Genomic DNA, 17,778 nt, shown 5'->3' on the forward strand with positions numbered 1-17,778 from the left:
TTGAAAAGCGAGAGTAATCAAAATCTAGACTTTTAGTGATGTTTTTAAACCTTATTCTAGACACGATAGTTATTTATATGTTTCAAATTTGGTAGAAACCTAATAATTATCTGAAAAATATGAATGAAAACATTTTTAAAACAAAAACTGATTTAGATCCTTCTGAGTACAAAAAATTATTTGGAGATCCTTTTTACAATGAAAAAGGAAGCTCAAAGGCTAGAAACTTCTATCTTCAGCAGAATGAGAGAGAAAAAGCTTTAATGTTGAAAAAGAATTACCTTGAAATGATTAAAAAAGCCAGAGAAAGAAATTACAATATGGCCGCTGATTGTTTACAATGGTGGTTAGACGGTTCAGGATTTCCAAAAACCATAGACTTTAACTGGTTGAGAAAACAAAGGGAAATTATTGCTGCTGAAAATTTAAATCTTGATCGTTTTGGAGAAGAGCTTGAAAAATACGGAAAAACTTTAAAAGAAGAAGGCGATACTGCAAAATATAATGATCATTTTGACCACCAAGTAAAAGCAGGTGTTTTTGGGGAACTATATTATGCGAGTGGAGACAGTACTTTAAGTTCACATTGCTATTTTAAGATTACGAAAAAGAAAAACAACTTTTTAGTTACGGGTATAATTAAACATCTTTGGTGGGACAGATATGATTGGCATAAAGGAGCATCTGCATATATTTATGGTTTCGGAAATACCGGAGATTCAGATGCTTTGTTGGTAGAAAAGTATTTTGAAGCAAAACCATTTGATATGAAAAGCGAATGGCAGCAAAGTTTTAATAAAACCTTTCATTCAGGATTTTTAGGCGGTTTGAGTATTAATTTAAAATAAAATAAATGAAAAAAAAGGTCTATGCAACATTCGCCATTCTAATAGTTTTATTTTCTATTTATTATTATTGGCAAAACAGGTATGTAGAACTTCGTCCTGTTATCTTAAATAATGATGTACAACGAGTTAAAGTATTAAATCGTAAAATAGTATTTTTTCAAAATGACTTCTATAAAATCGCTGAAAGAAATGAAACTCCTTCAAATTTTTATAAAAATATAAAGTGGGTTTTGGAAAGAGAGCATCAAGAATATATTGTAAAAAATGGGGTGATTTATATCAAATATAAATACATGAATGATTATGAAATGATTTGGAACCATACCAATAAAACTAACGACCTGGAATGGTTTAAATCTCAAAGAAGCATGGATAGTTTTAATGGTGAAAACAAAAAGACAGAAGAATTAGATAGAATTATTAAGGGGTTTCGTAATTAACAATGTTTATCTTTTGGAGAACATGCTTTCAGTAATTCATTTAATTACGGAACAATTAACATTCTTCCAATTGAAAAATTGATTTCACTTCCTCCGCTGGCGCGAGCGTCTCGCTCGTGCACTTAATGTTAATCAATATCAATTTCTCAAACCATTATAATATAAATTGGATAATAAACTTTTTTCAGGACAAGACAATTTAGCGTTCATGAGCGGGACGCCAGCGCCAGCGGGGGAATTAACAAATCTTTGCGGGCACGGATTGCAAATCCGCGCTATCATTGCTGAGATAAATCTGCGCGATCGGGTTTGTTTTTATGTTTTTTGTATTCCGATAGCGCGGATTTGCAATCCGTGCCCACAAAGTATATCTTGACAATTAAAAAACTATTTTCATTAAAATATTTCCACTTCAAAATTTTGGTGCAAATTTACACCAATCTAAAACTTATATTATTATGACACATACAGAAGAGTTTAGTAGTAAAAGTGAAGCTATTAACTATTTGATTAAGCAAGCTCGTTCACAAGAAGAATACTATGAGTTTGTGAGAGCTAAAATAGATAAGGGAGAAAAAAGCGGTTTTGTAAAAAAACAAACAAGAGAAGAAATGTTAGCAGAATTTAAAAAAGATCTGCCTAATGTATAGCTATTGCTTAAGCAGCGGAGCCAAAGAAGATTTACTTTCCAACAATTGTCCTAACAAATCAACAACAACCGATATTCCCCTTCATTTTCTATTGGAGCTCTATGAATACAAGGTAACACTTGTTGTTTTGGATGATCTACAGCCAGTCGCCAAAGATGTCCTAAACCTAAATTAATAGGTTCTGCATCTTGATTTAGCTGATAATGCAAATCAAAATAATTATCCTTTAAAAAATCTTCGAATTCTTCCTCTGGTCCGTCATGCAGTTCTTTTAGCTTTGCTCGTACTTCTGGAATTAGAATTTTTTGTTCTGCCTGCGAATTAGCAACAATATCACTTGCGGCTCCGTGATAGGTACATAAAAAAGTATCTGTGGCAATGGGCGAACGATCGACATGAAAGGAATACACATCTGTCGAAATGAAATCAAATTCATCATCACGTTCGTAACATTTCAGTAAATTAAGAGAAGGCGAAGCGCCAAAATCAGTTAATAATTGTATATCATTTAAAATTATTTCTCTTGCTGTATTTCCCTTTTCTGAGAGTTGGAGCGCGATTAAATCTTCGGGAAAAACCTCGGTTATATTTTCTTTTAAAGATAATTTGGTTACAATCTCGTTAAAATCGCCATCTAAATTTCTGTGCCAGCATAGCGCATTTATTTCTCCCTTAAAATCGGTTTGTACAAGATCCAAAAATGTAGATGCCAATCCTATTTGGCTGTTGTGAGAAAATGTGTTGCTCATAGTACTTTATTAAAAAGCGGGTTATTTGATGTGTTACAAAATTATGTAATCGTAATTAGCTGAGAAATTTTTATTGCTGTAAACTTTTGGAATTTCGTCTTTTCATTTCAAAAAAATGCTCATTTCTTTAAATTTCCACCCTATTTTTTATTAGTATTCTGCTCATCAAAAAGAAAGAGGGACCTGAAGTCCCTCTTAAAAAATATTGTATTTAATCAGCATCCGGCACGGGAGCATTTTCTGCAATGAGTTTTTCATGCTTAAGCTCCTCCCAAAATGCTTTAGGAATTGATGTTTTAAATGAATCGGCGTTTTCAGACACCTGCTCTGGATTCCACGCTCCCGGAATAACTCCCGAAACTACTTTTGGCGCCGCACAAAACTGAAGAGCAGCTGTACGAAGATCAACATCGTGATTTTTAGATATATCGAGTAATCTGCTTCGTTTTTCGATTACACCTTCGGGAAATTTTCCAGAATAGTCATATCGTTCTACACCCGCCAGAAAACCCGCATTTAAAGGTGCTCCAACGACTATAGATATATCTCTTTTTTGACATGCCGGAAACAATCTGTTCAAAGCATCTTCGTGTTTAATAATCGAATACTGGGTTGCCGAAAGAAAAATATCCGGATCTGCCTGTTCTATTGCTTTTAACGCTGGCTCAAGCGTGTTTACGCCAAAACCCCAGGCTTTTATGATACCTTCTTCACGCATTTTGGTTAACTCCGGAATCGCGCCTTTCATGGCTTCATCAAAGTATTTAGTCCAATTTTCCTTCATATCTTCATTATCCGGCGATAAATCATGTATATAAACGATATCCAAATAAGGAAGTCCTAAACGCTGCAGACTGTCCTCGATACTTTTTCTGGTTCCCTCAGCCGAATAATCATACTGGTAGGAGAAATTAAGCCTGCCTTTCCACAACCCCTTTTCTAATGTAAAATCTTTGTCCGGCGAAAGCAAACGTCCCACTTTTGTTGACAAGGTAAATTCCTCACGCTTTTTATTTCGAAGAAAATGTCCAAAGCGTCGTTCACTAAGTCCCAAACCATACCAAGGTGAAGTATCAAAATAGCGCACACCACTATTCCATGCTGTCTCCATAGCTGCGGTAATACTATTATCCGGATTTTCGTGAAATCCGTTTCCTGCTGCAACGCCGCCTAATCCTGATATACTTAAAGGTCGGTAACGTTTATTTTGATCATTAATATCTTTCATAGTACTGTATTTAAAATTTTCCAAATCACAGTCAGAAAATATTCCTGCTGTTAAATAATGATTGAGATACAAATTTCCGGCAATTCTTGTTTTTATAACTATAGAATTGCAATTTGAAAATTTCATTATTTACAGATTCATCTAAAATGCACTTTACAGAATGTAAGACACGAAATTTCTAAAAGAATGAGATAATGCACGTTATGAAACTGATTATTTAAACTTTTGTATTTCAGAATCTTCTTTCCACTGTTTTTCCTCGGCTGCAATTATTTCTAATTTTGCTACAATAGGTACCAAACTGTTCTCCAGAGAAATTTTTCCGTCGCGCCATTCTTTCTTATATGAATCCTTTCTAATCTGTAAAATAAACTCTCCCGTATAAACATACTCCGACATATCATCATTTCTCTTTGGGGGAATTCTTTTTAAAGCTTCTCTTAGATAAATATCAATTTCAATTTCTCCATTCATACGGATGAAACCCGTTCCGTCTGCGCCTTTTTCAAATTGGTGTCCTCTATACTCGAGGAGTTTAATAAAGGCATCCATAAACCTTAAAGCTCTGGGAATATTCTTTTTTGTAACATTTAAATTAAGAACCTTTACTTGATTAATTACTACTTTTTTGTTCAATTTTTGAGTTGCAAATTGTATCTGGGCTTCTTGTATAATAGTACTTGGATCTGTAAGTGTTTTTAAAACCTGAAGAGGAGCTCCCGAATCTCCTTGTATACTTTTAATTAATTGAGCTAAAGGCGTTGATTTTGAAGTTTTGCGAAGCTGGCTTTCGTAGGTTTTTCTAAAAATCTTTATTTGATTACTCCCTTTATAATCTTGTGAAAGTCTGGGAACTTTACTGCTGTTGTATTTAAACTTTATCCAATGTTTGGTTCCGGGAAGCGGAATCTGCATTTTCTCACATGCGTTTTTTATTGACATGGTCGAAATCTCATAATGTTTGGATATTTGATATATGGAGAATTTCCATACTAGGTTATAGAGTTCCTGGCGGGTAAAAATTACTTTGTCCATAATTCATGCAATTGTACCATGAAATAATTTTAAAAAAAATCCACCATCATTATCAATTATGATAAAGATGATGGATTTAAATGTTGTTTTATTGTACACCTCCGCCTAAGGCTCGGTATAAATTAATTGCTGCATTGAGTTTTTCTAACTTTATTGACACAACGTCAAGTTCATTTTGAAGGGAACTGTTTTGTGCTACAATAACCTCTAGATAAGTTGCCATACCGCTTTTGTATAAAAGTCCGGCATCGGCAGTTGCTTTTTCTAAAGAAACTGATTTCTCTTCTGCAAGTTTAATGCGTTCATCTGCATATTTCAATCTTGACATGGCATCACTTACTTCGCCAACCGCAGTGATGTAAGACTGCTTAAACTGGATTGCTGCTTTTTCCTGTTCTAAAAGCGCCACCTGATAGGCTGTTCGTAACTGCTTTTTTCTAAAGAGAGGCTGTGCCAAATTGGCGGCAATCGTTTTGGTTACTGATCCCGGGAAATTAAACCAGGTATCAAAATTAAATGTATTTAATCCAATTGAAGGACTTAAACTAAGTGTTGGATACATTGTTGCTTTGGCCAATCCTGATTTTGCATACGCCGACATTACAGCGTACTCGCTCGCTTTTACATCTGGTCTTCGGCTTAAAAGCGAAGCGGGAACTCCTGAAGGAACTTCAACAGCAAATTCTGATGCATTTAAATTTCCTGCACGGGTTACGGCATTAGGATATTCTCCGCATAAAATTTGTATCGCGTTTTCTTGTACAGCAATATTCGCTTTTGCTAAAGGAACTAATAATTCGGCCGTTTTTTTCTGAGCTTCACTCTGGTTTAATGCCAGTGAACTTATCGATCCGGCATTGTACTGCAGCTTCATCATGTTTAATGTGCTGTCACTTAACTGAATGTTTTTCTCAGCAATTTTAAGCTGTTCATCTAATGCCAGCAGATTATAATAAGCCTGCGCTGCCTGAACAATAATTCGGGTTTTTAATGCCGAAAGATTTTCTTTCTGGGCAAAATAAGTCGCTTTTGCATCTCTTTTCTGCATTGCTGCTTTTCCCCAAATATCAACTTCCCATGCCAAACGAAGATTGGCACTGTAATCATCCAGATAATCTTTGTTAGTAAACTGTGCACTTAATGATCCGTTAAGCGAGTTTTTTGACTGATAACTTCTGCTTGCGCCTGCATCAAAATCCAGAGTTGGCAATAATGATAATTTTGCCTGCTTATAATTTAAATCCAGCTGTTCCATACTTTTAATTGCAATAAGCACCTCGTTATTTTTAACGAGGGCTTTATCAATTAAATCAACCAATAATGGGTCTTTGTAATAACTTTTCCACGGTAATAAAACCGTATCGCCCGTTACTGCAATTTCTTCACGGTATTTTTCGGGCGCATTTAATTCTGCACGCGAATATTTTTTTCCTACCACGCATGATGTTACGATCAAGCCGGTAAATAAAGTAATTCCTATTTTATATAGTATTCTCATTATTATTCTTTTATAGTTTGAACTACGGTTTTCTTACCCGAAACTTTTTCCTGTAAATATTGAAATACAATGAAAAGCAGCGGAATTACAAAAATTCCTAAAATAACACCGCTTAACATTCCAATTGATGCGCTCACACTTATCGATCTGTTTCCTACTGCCGTTCCGCCCGAAGCAAACATCAACGGAATCATACCCACAATAAAAGCCAATGAAGTCATGATAATTGGTCGTAACCTTGATCTGGCACCTTCGATTGCCGCTTCGACAATACTTAATCCTGCAAGGCGTCTTTGAAGTGCAAACTCTACAATCAAAATGGCATTTTTGGCGAGCAATCCGACCAGCATGATTAATCCAACCTGAACATAAATGTTGTTATCTAAACCCACTGCTTTTACTCCTGCAAAAGCTCCTAAAATTCCTGTTGGAATAGACAATAAAACAGCAAGCGGTAACAAATAACTTTCATATTGCGCTGCCAATAAGAAGAATACAAACAGCAGACATAATCCGAAAATAGCGATAGTCTGGCTTCCACCCGATTTTTCTTCTAAACTCAAACCTGTCCATTCGTAACTGTAATCAGCAGGGAGTTTTTCTAAAACATTTTCTAAATTATCCATAATCTGACCGTTACTATAGCCAGGTAATGCCATTGCTGTAATATTTACTGAATTATAAAGGTTGTAACGGTTTACCGATTCTGGTCCGTACACTTTATGGAATTTCACAATTGATTTTACAGGAACCATCTGCATATCGGCATTTCTAACGAAAATTTCGTTAAACGCATCCTGATCCATTCTAAAAATTCCGTCGGCTTTTACATTTACTCTGTAAAACTTACCAAATCTTGTAAAATCTGACGATTGATCTCCCGCAAAATACGTCTGGATGTTTCCTAAAAGTTCTTTGATGTTCACTCCCATCTGGCGGGCTTTGTCTTCATCTACTTCCAATTCCAACTGCGGATAATCGGCTCTAAAAGTCGTGTACGCATATTGAACGCCCGGCTGCTGCATAATCTGTCCGATTACTTTATCTGACATTGCTTTTAATGTTTCCGGATTTCTGGCCATTCTGTCCTGCAATACAATTTCGGCACCACTCGTTACACCAAATCCTTCAACGGGCGGCATTCTGAAAACCATAATCGAACCTTCTTTAATCTTCGATAATTTTCCTGTAACACTATTTAAAATTTCATCAATATCCTTAACCGCGCCTCTTTCTTTTTTAGGTTTTAGTTTGATAAATCCTAATCCGTAAGCCGTACTGGCACTATTGCTCAAAATATTAAATCCGGTAATACTTGTATTGACATCAATAGCTTCTTCTGTTTCTAATATTTTCTCCATTCTCTGCACTACTTCAGTCGTACGATCAAGCGCAGTTCCAGGAGGCATTGATAAACTGTACACCATAAATCCGTCATCTTCTAACGGAACGAAACTTTTTGGCGTTGACATCATCATATAAACTGCAAAAGCGGTTATACCTGTAACCAATCCTGCTGCAATCCATTTTTTTCCAATAAGAAAACGAACTCCTTTAATATATCTTCCGGTTAAATTATCGAAACTCGTGTTGAAACCCACAAAAAATCGGTCTTTAAAACTGGTTTTGTGCTCGTGATTTCCATGTTTTTCACCATGATTCTTTAGCAATAAGGCACATAAAGCAGGAGTCAGTGTCAAGGCATTTACAGCCGAGATAATAATCGCAATCGCCAAAGTATAAGCAAATTGTTTATAGAAAATTCCCGAAGATCCTGTCATAAAACCAATTGGAATAAATACCGCCGACATGACCAAAGTAATCGAAATTACAGCTCCCGTAATTTCTGCCATTGCGCTGTGAGTGGCTTCTTTTGCCGAAATTCCTGCATCTTCCTCCATTTTACTATGAACGGCTTCGACAACGACAATCGCATCATCGACTACAATTCCAATCGCGAGAACTAAGGCAAAAAGTGTCAGGATGTTAATGGTAAATCCGAAAACCAACAGGAAGAAAAACGTTCCTACAATCGCCACAGGAACTGCAATCGCTGGAATTATCGTCGAGCGAATGTCTTGCAGGAAAATAAATACTACGATAAATACCAGAATAAAAGCTTCTAGCAAAGTCGATTTTACTTGTCCTGTCGCTTCGTCCAGACGTTCCTTGGTACTCATTACGTTTACATACTTAATTCCGGGAGGGAAAGATTTTGAAAGTCTCTCTACTTCTTTATTAATCCCGATTTCAATATCGTTTGCATTAGAACCTGAAGTCTGCAAAATTGCCATCGTAACCGCATTTTTACTGTTCGATTTGTTGTCTCCGCTGTACGAAATTGAACCAAATTCTACTCGTGCAACATCTTTCAGTCTTAAAACATTACTGCCGTTATTTTTAACCACAATATTTTCATACTGTTCTGGTTTGTTCTTTTTTCCTTTGTATCGAATTACATATTCTAAAGCCGCTTTTGATTCTTCTCCTAATTTACCCGGAGCCGATTCTAAACTCTGTTCTGCAATTGCCTGTGTGACATCTGAAGGAACTAATCCCGCATTTGCCATCTTACGTGGATCAAGCCAGATTCGCATCGAATAATCTTTCTGCCCAAAAATCTGAACTTGTCCAACTCCGGGAACACGTTTCATTTGAGGCACTAAGTTGATATTGGCATAATTCTGCAAGAACAACTCATCGTATTTAGCATTATCTTCGGTGTATAAGTTGAAGATAACAATCATACTATTTTGCTGTTTCGAAGTCGTAAGTCCCATACGAACCACTTCCTGCGGTAATTTTGGCGTTGCCTGCTGTACTCTGTTCTGAACGTTTACCGCAGCCTGATCTGGATCAACGCCTTGTTTAAAAATAACGCTGATCGAAAAAGATCCGTCGTTACTCGCAGTAGATTTGATGTACTGCATATTTTCTACTCCGTTAATCTGCTCTTCTAATGGCGTTACTACAGAACGGATTACTGTTTCACTATTTCCTCCCGGATACGAACCGCTTACCATAACAGTTGGCGGTGAAATATCAGGAAACCTTGTAACCGATAATCTGGTAAGACCTATAATCCCCAAGATTACCAATACAATAGAGATAACTGTGGCCAATACCGGCCTGTCTATTATTTTCTTTAACATGGAAAATGTTATTATATGTTTAAATCAAAAAATTATTTGCTGCTTACGGCTTTTCCAGTTTTTGGAACCACTTCCATACCGTCATAAAGTACATCGATAGAATTTAAAGCTACTTTGTCTCCCGATTGCAAACCTGATTTTACAAAGTAATCAGCTCCGGCGCTTCCGGCAATTTCGATAGGAACCATCGCTGTTTTATTGCCTTCTTTCAAAACAAAAACAAAAAATTTATCCTGAATGTCTTTTACACTTGCCATTGGAACTGTAATAACAGATGACAAACTTTTGTTCAACACGATTCTTGCTGAACCGCCTGAACGCAATACTTTTTTCGGATTCGGAAAAATGGCTTTTAAAGCAATTGTTCCTGTTGCACGATCAATATTTCCGCTGGCCACTTCCAGTTTTCCTTTTTGATCGTATTCGCTGTCATCGGCCATAATTAAACTTACGGTTTGATTGGCTTTTGAATCTTTCGAAAAAGCTAAGTAATCTGCTTCTGTCAAAGAGAAATAAACAAATACGCTGTTAATCTCTGAAAGTGTCGTTAACGGAACAGCATCATTTGGCGTCACTAAATTTCCAATTCGGTTTGGAATACGGCTAATATAGCCGCTTACAGGAGCTTTAATCAAAGAGAAATCGGCATTTAACTGAGATGATCCTAAAGCGGCTTTAGCCTGTGCTACCTGTGCTGTTGCAGCTTCTAAATTGGCTTGTGCTGTTTTTAACTGCATGTCTGAGAAAACTCTTCCCTCAACAAGCGGTTTGATTTTTTCTACTTCTAATTTAGCATTGGCTTGGTTGGCCAAAGCACTTTTATAAGCTGCGCGGCTGTTGTTTACCTGCTCGGCATAAACGTCTCCTTTTATTTTAAAAAGAGCTTGTCCTTTGTTTACATAATCTCCTTCTTTTACGTAAATCGCTTCAAGATACCCTGAAACCTGTGCTTTTATATCAACATTTACACTACCTTCTACAGTTGCCGGATATTTTTTTTCAATGTCGCCCGTTACAGACTGTGTTTGAAAAAAATCAACTTCGGGTTTTGGAGCCGCTAAGGCCGCTGCTTCTGATCCGCTTTTACCACATGAAGAAAAACTGATGATAATCAATAAGACTACAACCTTATGTAATGTTTTATAATTTTGGAAAAATTGTTTTGTCATTTTATTTCACTTTTAAGAATACTTAGAATTTGACTTCAAAATAACATCCCAAGACGACCTTTTTGTTGAAGAAATTTACCCAAACGTAGTTTTTTGAACCTGAAACGAACAACGCTGCTAACTGAATAATAAGATGCGTTTCACTCTAAATGTATAGGTCTGGCGCGTTAGTTTTATAATTACGGGACAAACTGAAATACCCCGTATTGTTAAATTTTGTTCAACAAATGTTAAATATGAGTAAAGTGCCCGTATACTCTAAGAAGTTTTCTTATTTTTGTTAAAGGCTCTGCAAAAACAGACTCAGTTATCTTATCCTTAACAGGCATTTTTTTAGATATACTGCCAAAATTTGAAACAGCTGTTCTGAATACCATTCTGGTTTTTAAGATGCCTAAAATGTATAATACCTAATAGCCCCCAAGACTATGAAAAAAATTACTCTAATGATTTGTTTACTGCTGACAGCTGCCGGCGTAAACGCACAGCAGGAAAAAGGAATTATTGGTTACAGCAACTGGCTGGACAACTGGACTGAATTCAAACCTCACAAAACTGAGTCCAGAGAAGCAAATCAAATTTTAGCAGGAAATATTACCGAAAACACAAAACTAATGAAAAGAAATGTATACATTCTTCAGGGAAATGTATATGTAACTAATAATGCAGTACTTAGTATTGAGCCGGGAACCGTAATTATTGGAGATGCTGCTTCAAAAGGAACTCTTGTAATTACTAAAGGAGCCAAAATTATGGCAGAAGGACAGGAAACTGACCCTATTGTATTTACATCAAACCAAAGCATGAAAAAAGCTGGTGACTGGGGAGGTGTGGTAATTCTTGGTGATGCTCCAATAAACAAATTTGGCAACGCAGGTTCTTATAATATAGATCTTGATCCTGCCCTTACTGTATATGGAGGAAATAATATAGCAGCGAGTTCAGGTGTTTTAAAGTATGTAAGAATTGAATTTGCTGGTAAAAAAGTAAAAGGACTAGATACTTTTAATGCATTGACTATTGCAGGTGTAGGAAATAAAACCATTTTAGAAAATATCATGGTAAGTTATTCCGGAGGTGATTCATTTGCTTTTTATGGTGGAGATGTAAACGCATCTCAGTTAGTTTCATACAAATCAATTAATGATGATTTTAAATTTACACAAGGTATTCAATGCCGTCTGTTTAATTCATTAGCTGTGAGATCATCTTATTTATCAAGTAATAAAGATGGTTCAAGATGTCTGGAAGTAAAAACATATGAAAAGAAAAGCGAAACTGACTTTACCAAAAAAGCAACATTCGTTAGTGCTTCAAACTTAACAATGCTAAACGACAGTGAAAATATTAAAGCCGATATTCAGGCAGGTTTAGTAAAAGAAGCTGTTTATGTTGCTGAAAATGCAACTTTAGAATTAAAAAGAAGTGTAGTTTCAGGATTTAATCCTGCAGTGTTAATAGACAGCAAAACTGAAATTAACGAGGTGAATTTAAAGAAAATCAAACTTCAGGAAATGTTTTTTAATCAATGCAGCGGTAACATCTTTAGTGAAGCTAAAACCGATAATACTGATTTAGAAAACTGGTATGGTAACAGCATCTTCTTTAATGTTTACTCGCACACTGATAACAAAGAAACTTTTGTTGATATATATAATGGAAAAAAACCGGATTATAGACTTCAATTAGGAAAAATAACAGCTTCAAGCGGGAAATAAACAAAGACTTTTTCTCTTAAAAGCTACTGATTTAAAAAGGAAACAGAAACTATTCTGTTTCCTTTTTTTATGAACTCTTTTTAAAATTGTGTAATCAGTTTCTAAAAAATAAAAGCCCATTTCAAAAGAAATGGGCTTTTTTATACCTTTTTAACCAATATTGTTTAAGGTTGAAATTTGCTGGTTTAAAATTCACTTTATGGAATAAGAACAGCACGTCCTTTAATTTTACCGCTGCGCATTTTATCATACACTTCGTTGGCCTGCCCTAAGTCAAATTTTTCAATTTCAATATGAATTTTTTTCTGGCTCGCCAGTCCTACAACTTCCATTAATTCGGTACGAGATCCCCAATACGGATTTGTCATTGTAACACCAAAAGGCAGTCCGTTCATACTGTATTGGTAATATCCACCTCCAAGACCTACTATGGTAAGATCTCCGTCCATGCCTATAACTTTTGTTCCAAGATCTATTGTCGAAGTTGCTCCAACAAAATCCAAAACTACTTTTGCCTTTTTAATTCCTGTAATTTTTAAAATCTGCTCTGCTGCATCTGCGTCTTTGGAGTTTACTGTATAAGCTGCGCCTAATTCTTTCGCAAATGCCAGTTTATCTTCGGTTACATCGCAGGCAATTATAGATGCTCCTGACATTTCTCTCAAGATTTGGATTGCAACGTGTCCTAAACCTCCCACTCCTATAACAACCACATATTCATCCGGCATAAGTTTAGGCAGTGATCTTTTAATAGCTGAATACGGTGTTAGCGCCGCATCGGTTAATGGCGCTGCAATTACAGGATCTAAATCAAAAATAGGCACTAATAATCTAGAAGATGGCACAAGCATATATTCTGCCATACCACCGTTAAGTCCAAGTCCTCCGCCGTAGCCAAGTTCACTTTGATGGTCGCAGTAATTTTCCTTTGACTGCTGGCATGGTTTACAATGTCCACAGCCCCACGGTCCATATACTAAAACTGCATCGCCTTTTTTATAATCCTTTACCGTATCACCTACTTCTTCAATCCAGCCTGCATTTTCATGTCCAAGAGTAAATACAAGATCTCCTACTGTACCTTCATCAATAATATGAAGATCAGAATGGCAGACACCTGCACCGCCAATCTTTAACAAAACTTCATCTCCTTTAGGAACTGGTTTTTCTAAATCATTAACAACTCTTACATCTTTATGTCCAAAATAACGTACTGCTTTCATAATTTCCTGTTTTTAACATTGCTTTATTATGAAGCAATATACGCCAAAATGCTGATTTTTAAAAGGACGTCATTTTTAAACTTATGTTAATAATGGCTTTTTATCGATATTAAGACTTGTTCTCAATCCTTAGCAAACCTAATAATAAAATGCGTTACTTCAAGGGCAGATCTGGCTGGTTTATTTTCATCGGGAACAACTAAACGAAATGGACCTGCTCCATCTGCTAAAGGTTTTCCATCTTTTGAGTCAGCCAAAATAACTACTCTGTTTGTAAAACCAGGATCCAGTTCTGCTAAAGAAAAAATCATTTCATAGCCATCACTGCTTCTTACCAGCATATATTTGGTAAGATTCTCCCCTTTCAATTCTTTCCCTACCGTAACTCCTGCCTGTTGTAAAAGATCAAAAATAGGAACTCCAGAATATTGCTGCAGTATACCTTCCCGATTCTTCATCACAGCGTCGACATGTTTCATTTTTGCTAAATCTGAAATAGTCAGTGTCAATGGTTTTAAAACCTCTCCTTCAACTCTAACCACAGCTTCTTTTATAGTATTTTGAGCTGACAGATTCTGCGAAAAAATCCCCCATAATAGGACTATAACAATACTGGATAAATGATATTTTTTCATTTTATAATAAATTTGATTCATTAAATTTAATAGAATATAAACGTAACACTTTTTACTTTTTACTTTTTACTTTTTACTTTTTACTTTTTACTTTTTACTTTTTACTTACATGCGGATCAGAAAACCTGGGATCATTAATAAAATCAGAATCAGTGAGCATCTTTAAAAAACTTATAATATCGGCTTTCTCATCTGCTGTTAATCCAAGACTTTTTCCTCCAATATCATTAGGACGATTCTGCAGCGATATACTTAAAGTTCTGCTTGGCTTGATATGTTCATTATAATGATCCAGCACTTGTTCAAGATTTTTAAATCTGCCGTCATGCATATAAGGGGCAGTAAGTGCAATATTGCGCAGTGTTACCACACGAAACCTGCCCCTGTCATTTGGCATACCCGTAATTTCTTCACGACCTGTGTCTTTCGGTATACTGTCAAGACCATTATTATGAAACAATTCCATGTAAATTTTAGGTGTTCCATGGCACTGGGCACAACTGGCGCCTCTACTCTTTTTACTGGCTACAGCCGAATTCATAAACATTTCCATTCCATTTAATTCCTGCATTGTAGGTGTATATTGGCCGCGAAGATATTTATCATAAGGAGAATTGGATGAAATAAGTGTGCGCTCAAATTGAGCGATTGCCATTCCAATTCGATCTGCTGTTACTTCAGTCGCACCAAACGCTTCTTTAAAAAGAACCGGATAGGGCTTTGTTTTTTGAAGTTCTAAAACGGCCTTATCCAGATAAGCTCCCATTTCATGAGGATCACTAAGCGGAATTTTTGCCTGCGCTTCCAGTCCTTTGGCTCTGCCGTCCCAAAAAAAGTTTCTTACCCAAAGCAGGTTCGCCAGCGACATTGAATTGCGTTTTGTAGACACATTATCTACACCCGGACTAAAAACTTTTCCATCAGTAAATGCTAATTTCTGCTGATGACAGCTGCTGCAGGAAATGGTTTTGTTTGAAGACAGCTTCTTTTCATAAAACAGCATTCTGCCCAGATAAACTCCTTGTTTAGTAGTCGGATTATTCTCAGGAATACTAATCCTATTTCCAAAATAATCCGGATATTCCAATTGATACGGATCTGTATAAACCGGATCTGCGTTAGTGGCTGCTATCAACACAAGAGCAGTTACTAACACCACTAACAAAGTGAGTTTTTTATAATGAGAGGCTATTTGCTTGATAGTACTTTTCAAAATTGGAAAGATTTGCTTATTTCATCATTTTATGCTTTTCATCTTTTTTAACAGATTTTACAATTCAAAATTCAATTAAAAAAACGAAGCGTTACAAAAAAATTACGCCCTTCTTCGGGAAAACCTTCTACAAGACTGTAATTTCTTTCGAATATATTGTTTAATCCGGCATCAAGGCTGAAATTCTTCCATATTTTACCCGAAGCATATAAATTTAAAAGTGTGTAATCTGGAACTGTGGTACCATAACTGGTGCTGAATCTTGAAGAATTAAATTCAGTATTGGCAATTAATCTCAAAACTTTAATCGGTTCGTACTCTAAAGTACCCATAACTTTGGTATTAGGAACATCTGTAAAATGAATATTAGGACTTGTGATATTCTTTCTTTCGATGTAAGTATAATTTAAATTCAGCGAAAGATTTTTTAAAATCGGATATGCAGCCTGCGCTTCAATACCTTTGTATTCCGCTTTGCCAAAATTCTGCATTTGCGCTTTTCCAGGCTGTACATTACTGACGTTCAAAATGGCATCAGTAATTTTACTGTAGAATAAAGCAGTCTGGAAAGTTAGTTTTTCAAAAAATCTGCTGGTATAATTTACTTCATAATTTAAAGCCGTTTCGGGTTTCAAATCCGGATTAGGAATTGCTGTTCCCATTCTATACGAATAACGGTCTTTGATAGTCGCAAATCGGGTTTTCTGCGAAATAGCCGCTCCCAGCTTTTGATCTTGATTTAACTGATAAAAAATTCCTGCTTGTGCATTATAAGCGTCACTTGCACCTGCATAAGGGTAATCTGAAATTACTTTTGATGTACTGTTATAATCCTCTGCTTCAATGTTTTTTCTAATGTTATAACTAACTCCCGGAATTACAGTCAGTTTATCCGAAATTTTAAACACATCTTCAATACCAATCAGTATTGTATTGTCTATAAAATGACGTACCGGTTCTCCAAGGTTGTGTTCACGATGAACATCTTCTTTAAAATGTACTGCAATTTTAAAATCATTTTTTGGAATAATCTGTGTATTGTATTCTACATTTCCTCCAAAAGTATAATCGTCATAGAGACTTTGAAACGCATACCCTTTGGTCATTGCTGAATAGGTTTTATCATCATAACTATTCAGCGTATTTTTGAACTTATCATAGTATATTCTTGTCTTTAAACTATTTTTGTCATCTAGATTTGAATTGGAAATAAAGTAATAACTCTCTTTATTCCAAACCGGCCACTGCCAAAAACGCGGATTTGCCAATAATGAGTTTTTAGCATCACTTCCTGCATAAACCGGATTCCCTTTTTCTCCCTGCTGATTAATGTAACCCAATGCATATTCACTGTTTTTGGTTGGAGTCCAGCCAATTTTGAAGCTTATTTTTTGATCTGTTCTGTATGAATTATCTCTTTCTCCTCCATCTTCATTTTTCATCGGAACAAAATTTGACGACATTCTGGTTGAATTTCGATCTAAATAGGAAAATCCGCCCTGAACATAAAATTGTCCAAAATTAGAACCTATGTTAACATTAGCTCTATATCCGTTAGAATTAATCATTCCCAGCGAACCATCGTATTCTAATTTTTTTGAAGGTTTTCTGGATATAAGATTAATCGCTCCGCCTAATGAATTTGGCCCGTAAAGTACTGATGAAAATCCTTTTGAAACATCAATAGCTGCCAAATCAAAAGTAGTAAATCTAGCCAGATCAACATAACCGTCATAAGGTACATAAACCGGAATTCCATCCATATAAACCGGCACTTGTCTCAAATCAAAACCTCTTATAGAAACCATAGATTCATTTCTTGGTCCAGATGCGCTTAATATAACTCCCGGAAGCATATTTAATGCTCTGGATACATCCATCTTATTTTGCGATTCCATAGCTTTTGCGGTTACTCTGTTTAATGTGTCTTTGTCCTGCTGATGGGTTACAATAACTTCTCCAAGCATAAAAACATTGGATACTTTTACAGAATCTGACTGAACAGTATTATTCTGCTGACTTAAACAGATAAGCGGAAAAAGCATAAATACTATAAATTTTAGTTTCATAAATTTACGATGTTTTCAGTATGTTTTAAAATGAATACTGATGGTTAAAATGATTCGTTTTTGGTTATTAGACTGTAATAGCTTTTCAGTATGCTTTAAAATGAATACTGATTACAAAAAAATAGTATTTATTATTTAGCGGCTTAAGCCA

At 35.7% G+C, this 17,778-nt stretch carries 14 protein-coding genes; 4 read left to right on the forward strand and 10 right to left on the reverse strand.

Going from position 1 to position 17,778, the window contains the following annotated elements:
- Positions 1-119: 119 nt before the first annotated feature.
- From L1276_RS01835 to L1276_RS01845, 3 genes are all read left to right on the forward strand, one after another.
- Positions 120-848 carry a hypothetical protein gene (locus L1276_RS01835; RefSeq protein ID WP_253784872.1) on the forward strand — a complete coding sequence of 243 codons (729 nt, stop codon included), beginning with the start codon at positions 120-122 and terminating at the stop codon, positions 846-848.
- 5 nt (positions 849-853) lie between these two features.
- A complete protein-coding gene (locus tag L1276_RS01840) occupies positions 854-1,288 on the forward strand; it encodes a hypothetical protein (RefSeq protein WP_253784874.1) in 435 nt (144 codons plus the stop codon).
- A gap of 458 nt (positions 1,289-1,746) precedes the next feature.
- On the forward strand, positions 1,747-1,938 hold the full coding sequence (locus L1276_RS01845; protein WP_253784876.1) for a CopG family transcriptional regulator: 192 nt from the start codon (positions 1,747-1,749) through the stop codon (positions 1,936-1,938).
- Between the two features lie 50 nt (positions 1,939-1,988).
- On the opposite strand, the gene L1276_RS01850 is transcribed toward L1276_RS01845, so the two are convergent.
- The 6 genes from L1276_RS01850 to L1276_RS01875 all read right to left on the reverse strand — a co-directional run bounded on the left by L1276_RS01850 (position 1,989) and on the right by L1276_RS01875 (position 10,769).
- Positions 1,989-2,687 (reverse strand): DUF1826 domain-containing protein, encoded by a 699-nt coding sequence (locus tag L1276_RS01850; protein WP_253784878.1) that lies wholly within the window; start codon positions 2,685-2,687, stop codon positions 1,989-1,991.
- A 211-nt stretch (positions 2,688-2,898) separates the two neighbouring features.
- Entirely contained in the window at positions 2,899-3,915 is a 1,017-nt protein-coding gene (locus L1276_RS01855) for an aldo/keto reductase (protein ID WP_253784879.1), read from the reverse strand.
- Between the two features lie 213 nt (positions 3,916-4,128).
- Entirely contained in the window at positions 4,129-4,950 is an 822-nt protein-coding gene (locus tag L1276_RS01860) for a hypothetical protein (RefSeq protein ID WP_253784881.1), read from the reverse strand.
- Positions 4,951-5,038: 88 nt separating this feature from the next.
- Positions 5,039-6,448: an efflux transporter outer membrane subunit gene (locus tag L1276_RS01865; RefSeq protein WP_253784883.1), complete on the reverse strand. Its 1,410-nt coding sequence runs from the start codon at positions 6,446-6,448 to the stop codon at positions 5,039-5,041.
- Between the two features lie 2 nt (positions 6,449-6,450).
- Positions 6,451-9,600, reverse strand: a complete 3,150-nt coding sequence (locus tag L1276_RS01870; RefSeq protein ID WP_253784885.1) for an efflux RND transporter permease subunit — start codon at positions 9,598-9,600, stop codon at positions 6,451-6,453.
- 32 nt (positions 9,601-9,632) lie between these two features.
- A complete protein-coding gene (locus L1276_RS01875; RefSeq protein ID WP_253784887.1) occupies positions 9,633-10,769 on the reverse strand; it encodes an efflux RND transporter periplasmic adaptor subunit in 1,137 nt (378 codons plus the stop codon).
- Positions 10,770-11,197: 428 nt separating this feature from the next.
- Here L1276_RS01875 and L1276_RS01880 point away from each other — a divergent pair, with 428 nt between their 5' ends.
- A complete protein-coding gene (locus tag L1276_RS01880; RefSeq protein WP_253784889.1) occupies positions 11,198-12,487 on the forward strand; it encodes a hypothetical protein in 1,290 nt (429 codons plus the stop codon).
- Positions 12,488-12,684: 197 nt separating this feature from the next.
- Here the strand turns inward: L1276_RS01880 and L1276_RS01885 are convergent, their stop codons facing one another.
- The 4 genes from L1276_RS01885 to L1276_RS01900 all read right to left on the reverse strand — a co-directional run bounded on the left by L1276_RS01885 (position 12,685) and on the right by L1276_RS01900 (position 17,627).
- Positions 12,685-13,710 carry an NAD(P)-dependent alcohol dehydrogenase gene (locus L1276_RS01885; protein ID WP_253784891.1) on the reverse strand — a complete coding sequence of 342 codons (1,026 nt, stop codon included), beginning with the start codon at positions 13,708-13,710 and terminating at the stop codon, positions 12,685-12,687.
- A gap of 122 nt (positions 13,711-13,832) precedes the next feature.
- A complete protein-coding gene (locus tag L1276_RS01890) occupies positions 13,833-14,345 on the reverse strand; it encodes a molybdopterin-dependent oxidoreductase (RefSeq protein ID WP_253784893.1) in 513 nt (170 codons plus the stop codon).
- A gap of 94 nt (positions 14,346-14,439) precedes the next feature.
- Complete coding sequence (locus L1276_RS01895) at positions 14,440-15,558, reverse strand: cytochrome-c peroxidase (protein WP_253784895.1); 1,119 nt, start codon at positions 15,556-15,558, stop codon at positions 14,440-14,442.
- Between the two features lie 71 nt (positions 15,559-15,629).
- Positions 15,630-17,627 carry a TonB-dependent siderophore receptor gene (locus L1276_RS01900; protein ID WP_253784897.1) on the reverse strand — a complete coding sequence of 666 codons (1,998 nt, stop codon included), beginning with the start codon at positions 17,625-17,627 and terminating at the stop codon, positions 15,630-15,632.
- Positions 17,628-17,778 lie beyond the last annotated feature (151 nt).

The sequence above is a fragment of the Flavobacterium sp. HSC-32F16 genome (genome assembly GCF_024171645.1).
GTDB lineage: Bacteria > Bacteroidota > Bacteroidia > Flavobacteriales > Flavobacteriaceae > Flavobacterium.

Coding starts and splice junctions, on each gene's coding strand:
- L1276_RS01900 (WP_253784897.1), bottom strand. CDS start 17,627: ATGAAACTAAAATTTATAGTATTTATGCTTTTTCCGCTTATCTGTTTA.
- L1276_RS01835 (WP_253784872.1), top strand. CDS start 120: ATGAATGAAAACATTTTTAAAACAAAAACTGATTTAGATCCTTCTGAG.
- L1276_RS01880 (WP_253784889.1), top strand. CDS start 11,198: ATGAAAAAAATTACTCTAATGATTTGTTTACTGCTGACAGCTGCCGGC.
- L1276_RS01865 (WP_253784883.1), bottom strand. CDS start 6,448: ATGAGAATACTATATAAAATAGGAATTACTTTATTTACCGGCTTGATC.
- L1276_RS01870 (WP_253784885.1), bottom strand. CDS start 9,600: ATGTTAAAGAAAATAATAGACAGGCCGGTATTGGCCACAGTTATCTCT.
- L1276_RS01840 (WP_253784874.1), top strand. CDS start 854: ATGAAAAAAAAGGTCTATGCAACATTCGCCATTCTAATAGTTTTATTT.
- L1276_RS01875 (WP_253784887.1), bottom strand. CDS start 10,769: ATGACAAAACAATTTTTCCAAAATTATAAAACATTACATAAGGTTGTA.
- L1276_RS01855 (WP_253784879.1), bottom strand. CDS start 3,915: ATGAAAGATATTAATGATCAAAATAAACGTTACCGACCTTTAAGTATA.
- L1276_RS01885 (WP_253784891.1), bottom strand. CDS start 13,710: ATGAAAGCAGTACGTTATTTTGGACATAAAGATGTAAGAGTTGTTAAT.
- L1276_RS01890 (WP_253784893.1), bottom strand. CDS start 14,345: ATGAAAAAATATCATTTATCCAGTATTGTTATAGTCCTATTATGGGGG.
- L1276_RS01845 (WP_253784876.1), top strand. CDS start 1,747: ATGACACATACAGAAGAGTTTAGTAGTAAAAGTGAAGCTATTAACTAT.
- L1276_RS01860 (WP_253784881.1), bottom strand. CDS start 4,950: ATGGACAAAGTAATTTTTACCCGCCAGGAACTCTATAACCTAGTATGG.
- L1276_RS01850 (WP_253784878.1), bottom strand. CDS start 2,687: ATGAGCAACACATTTTCTCACAACAGCCAAATAGGATTGGCATCTACA.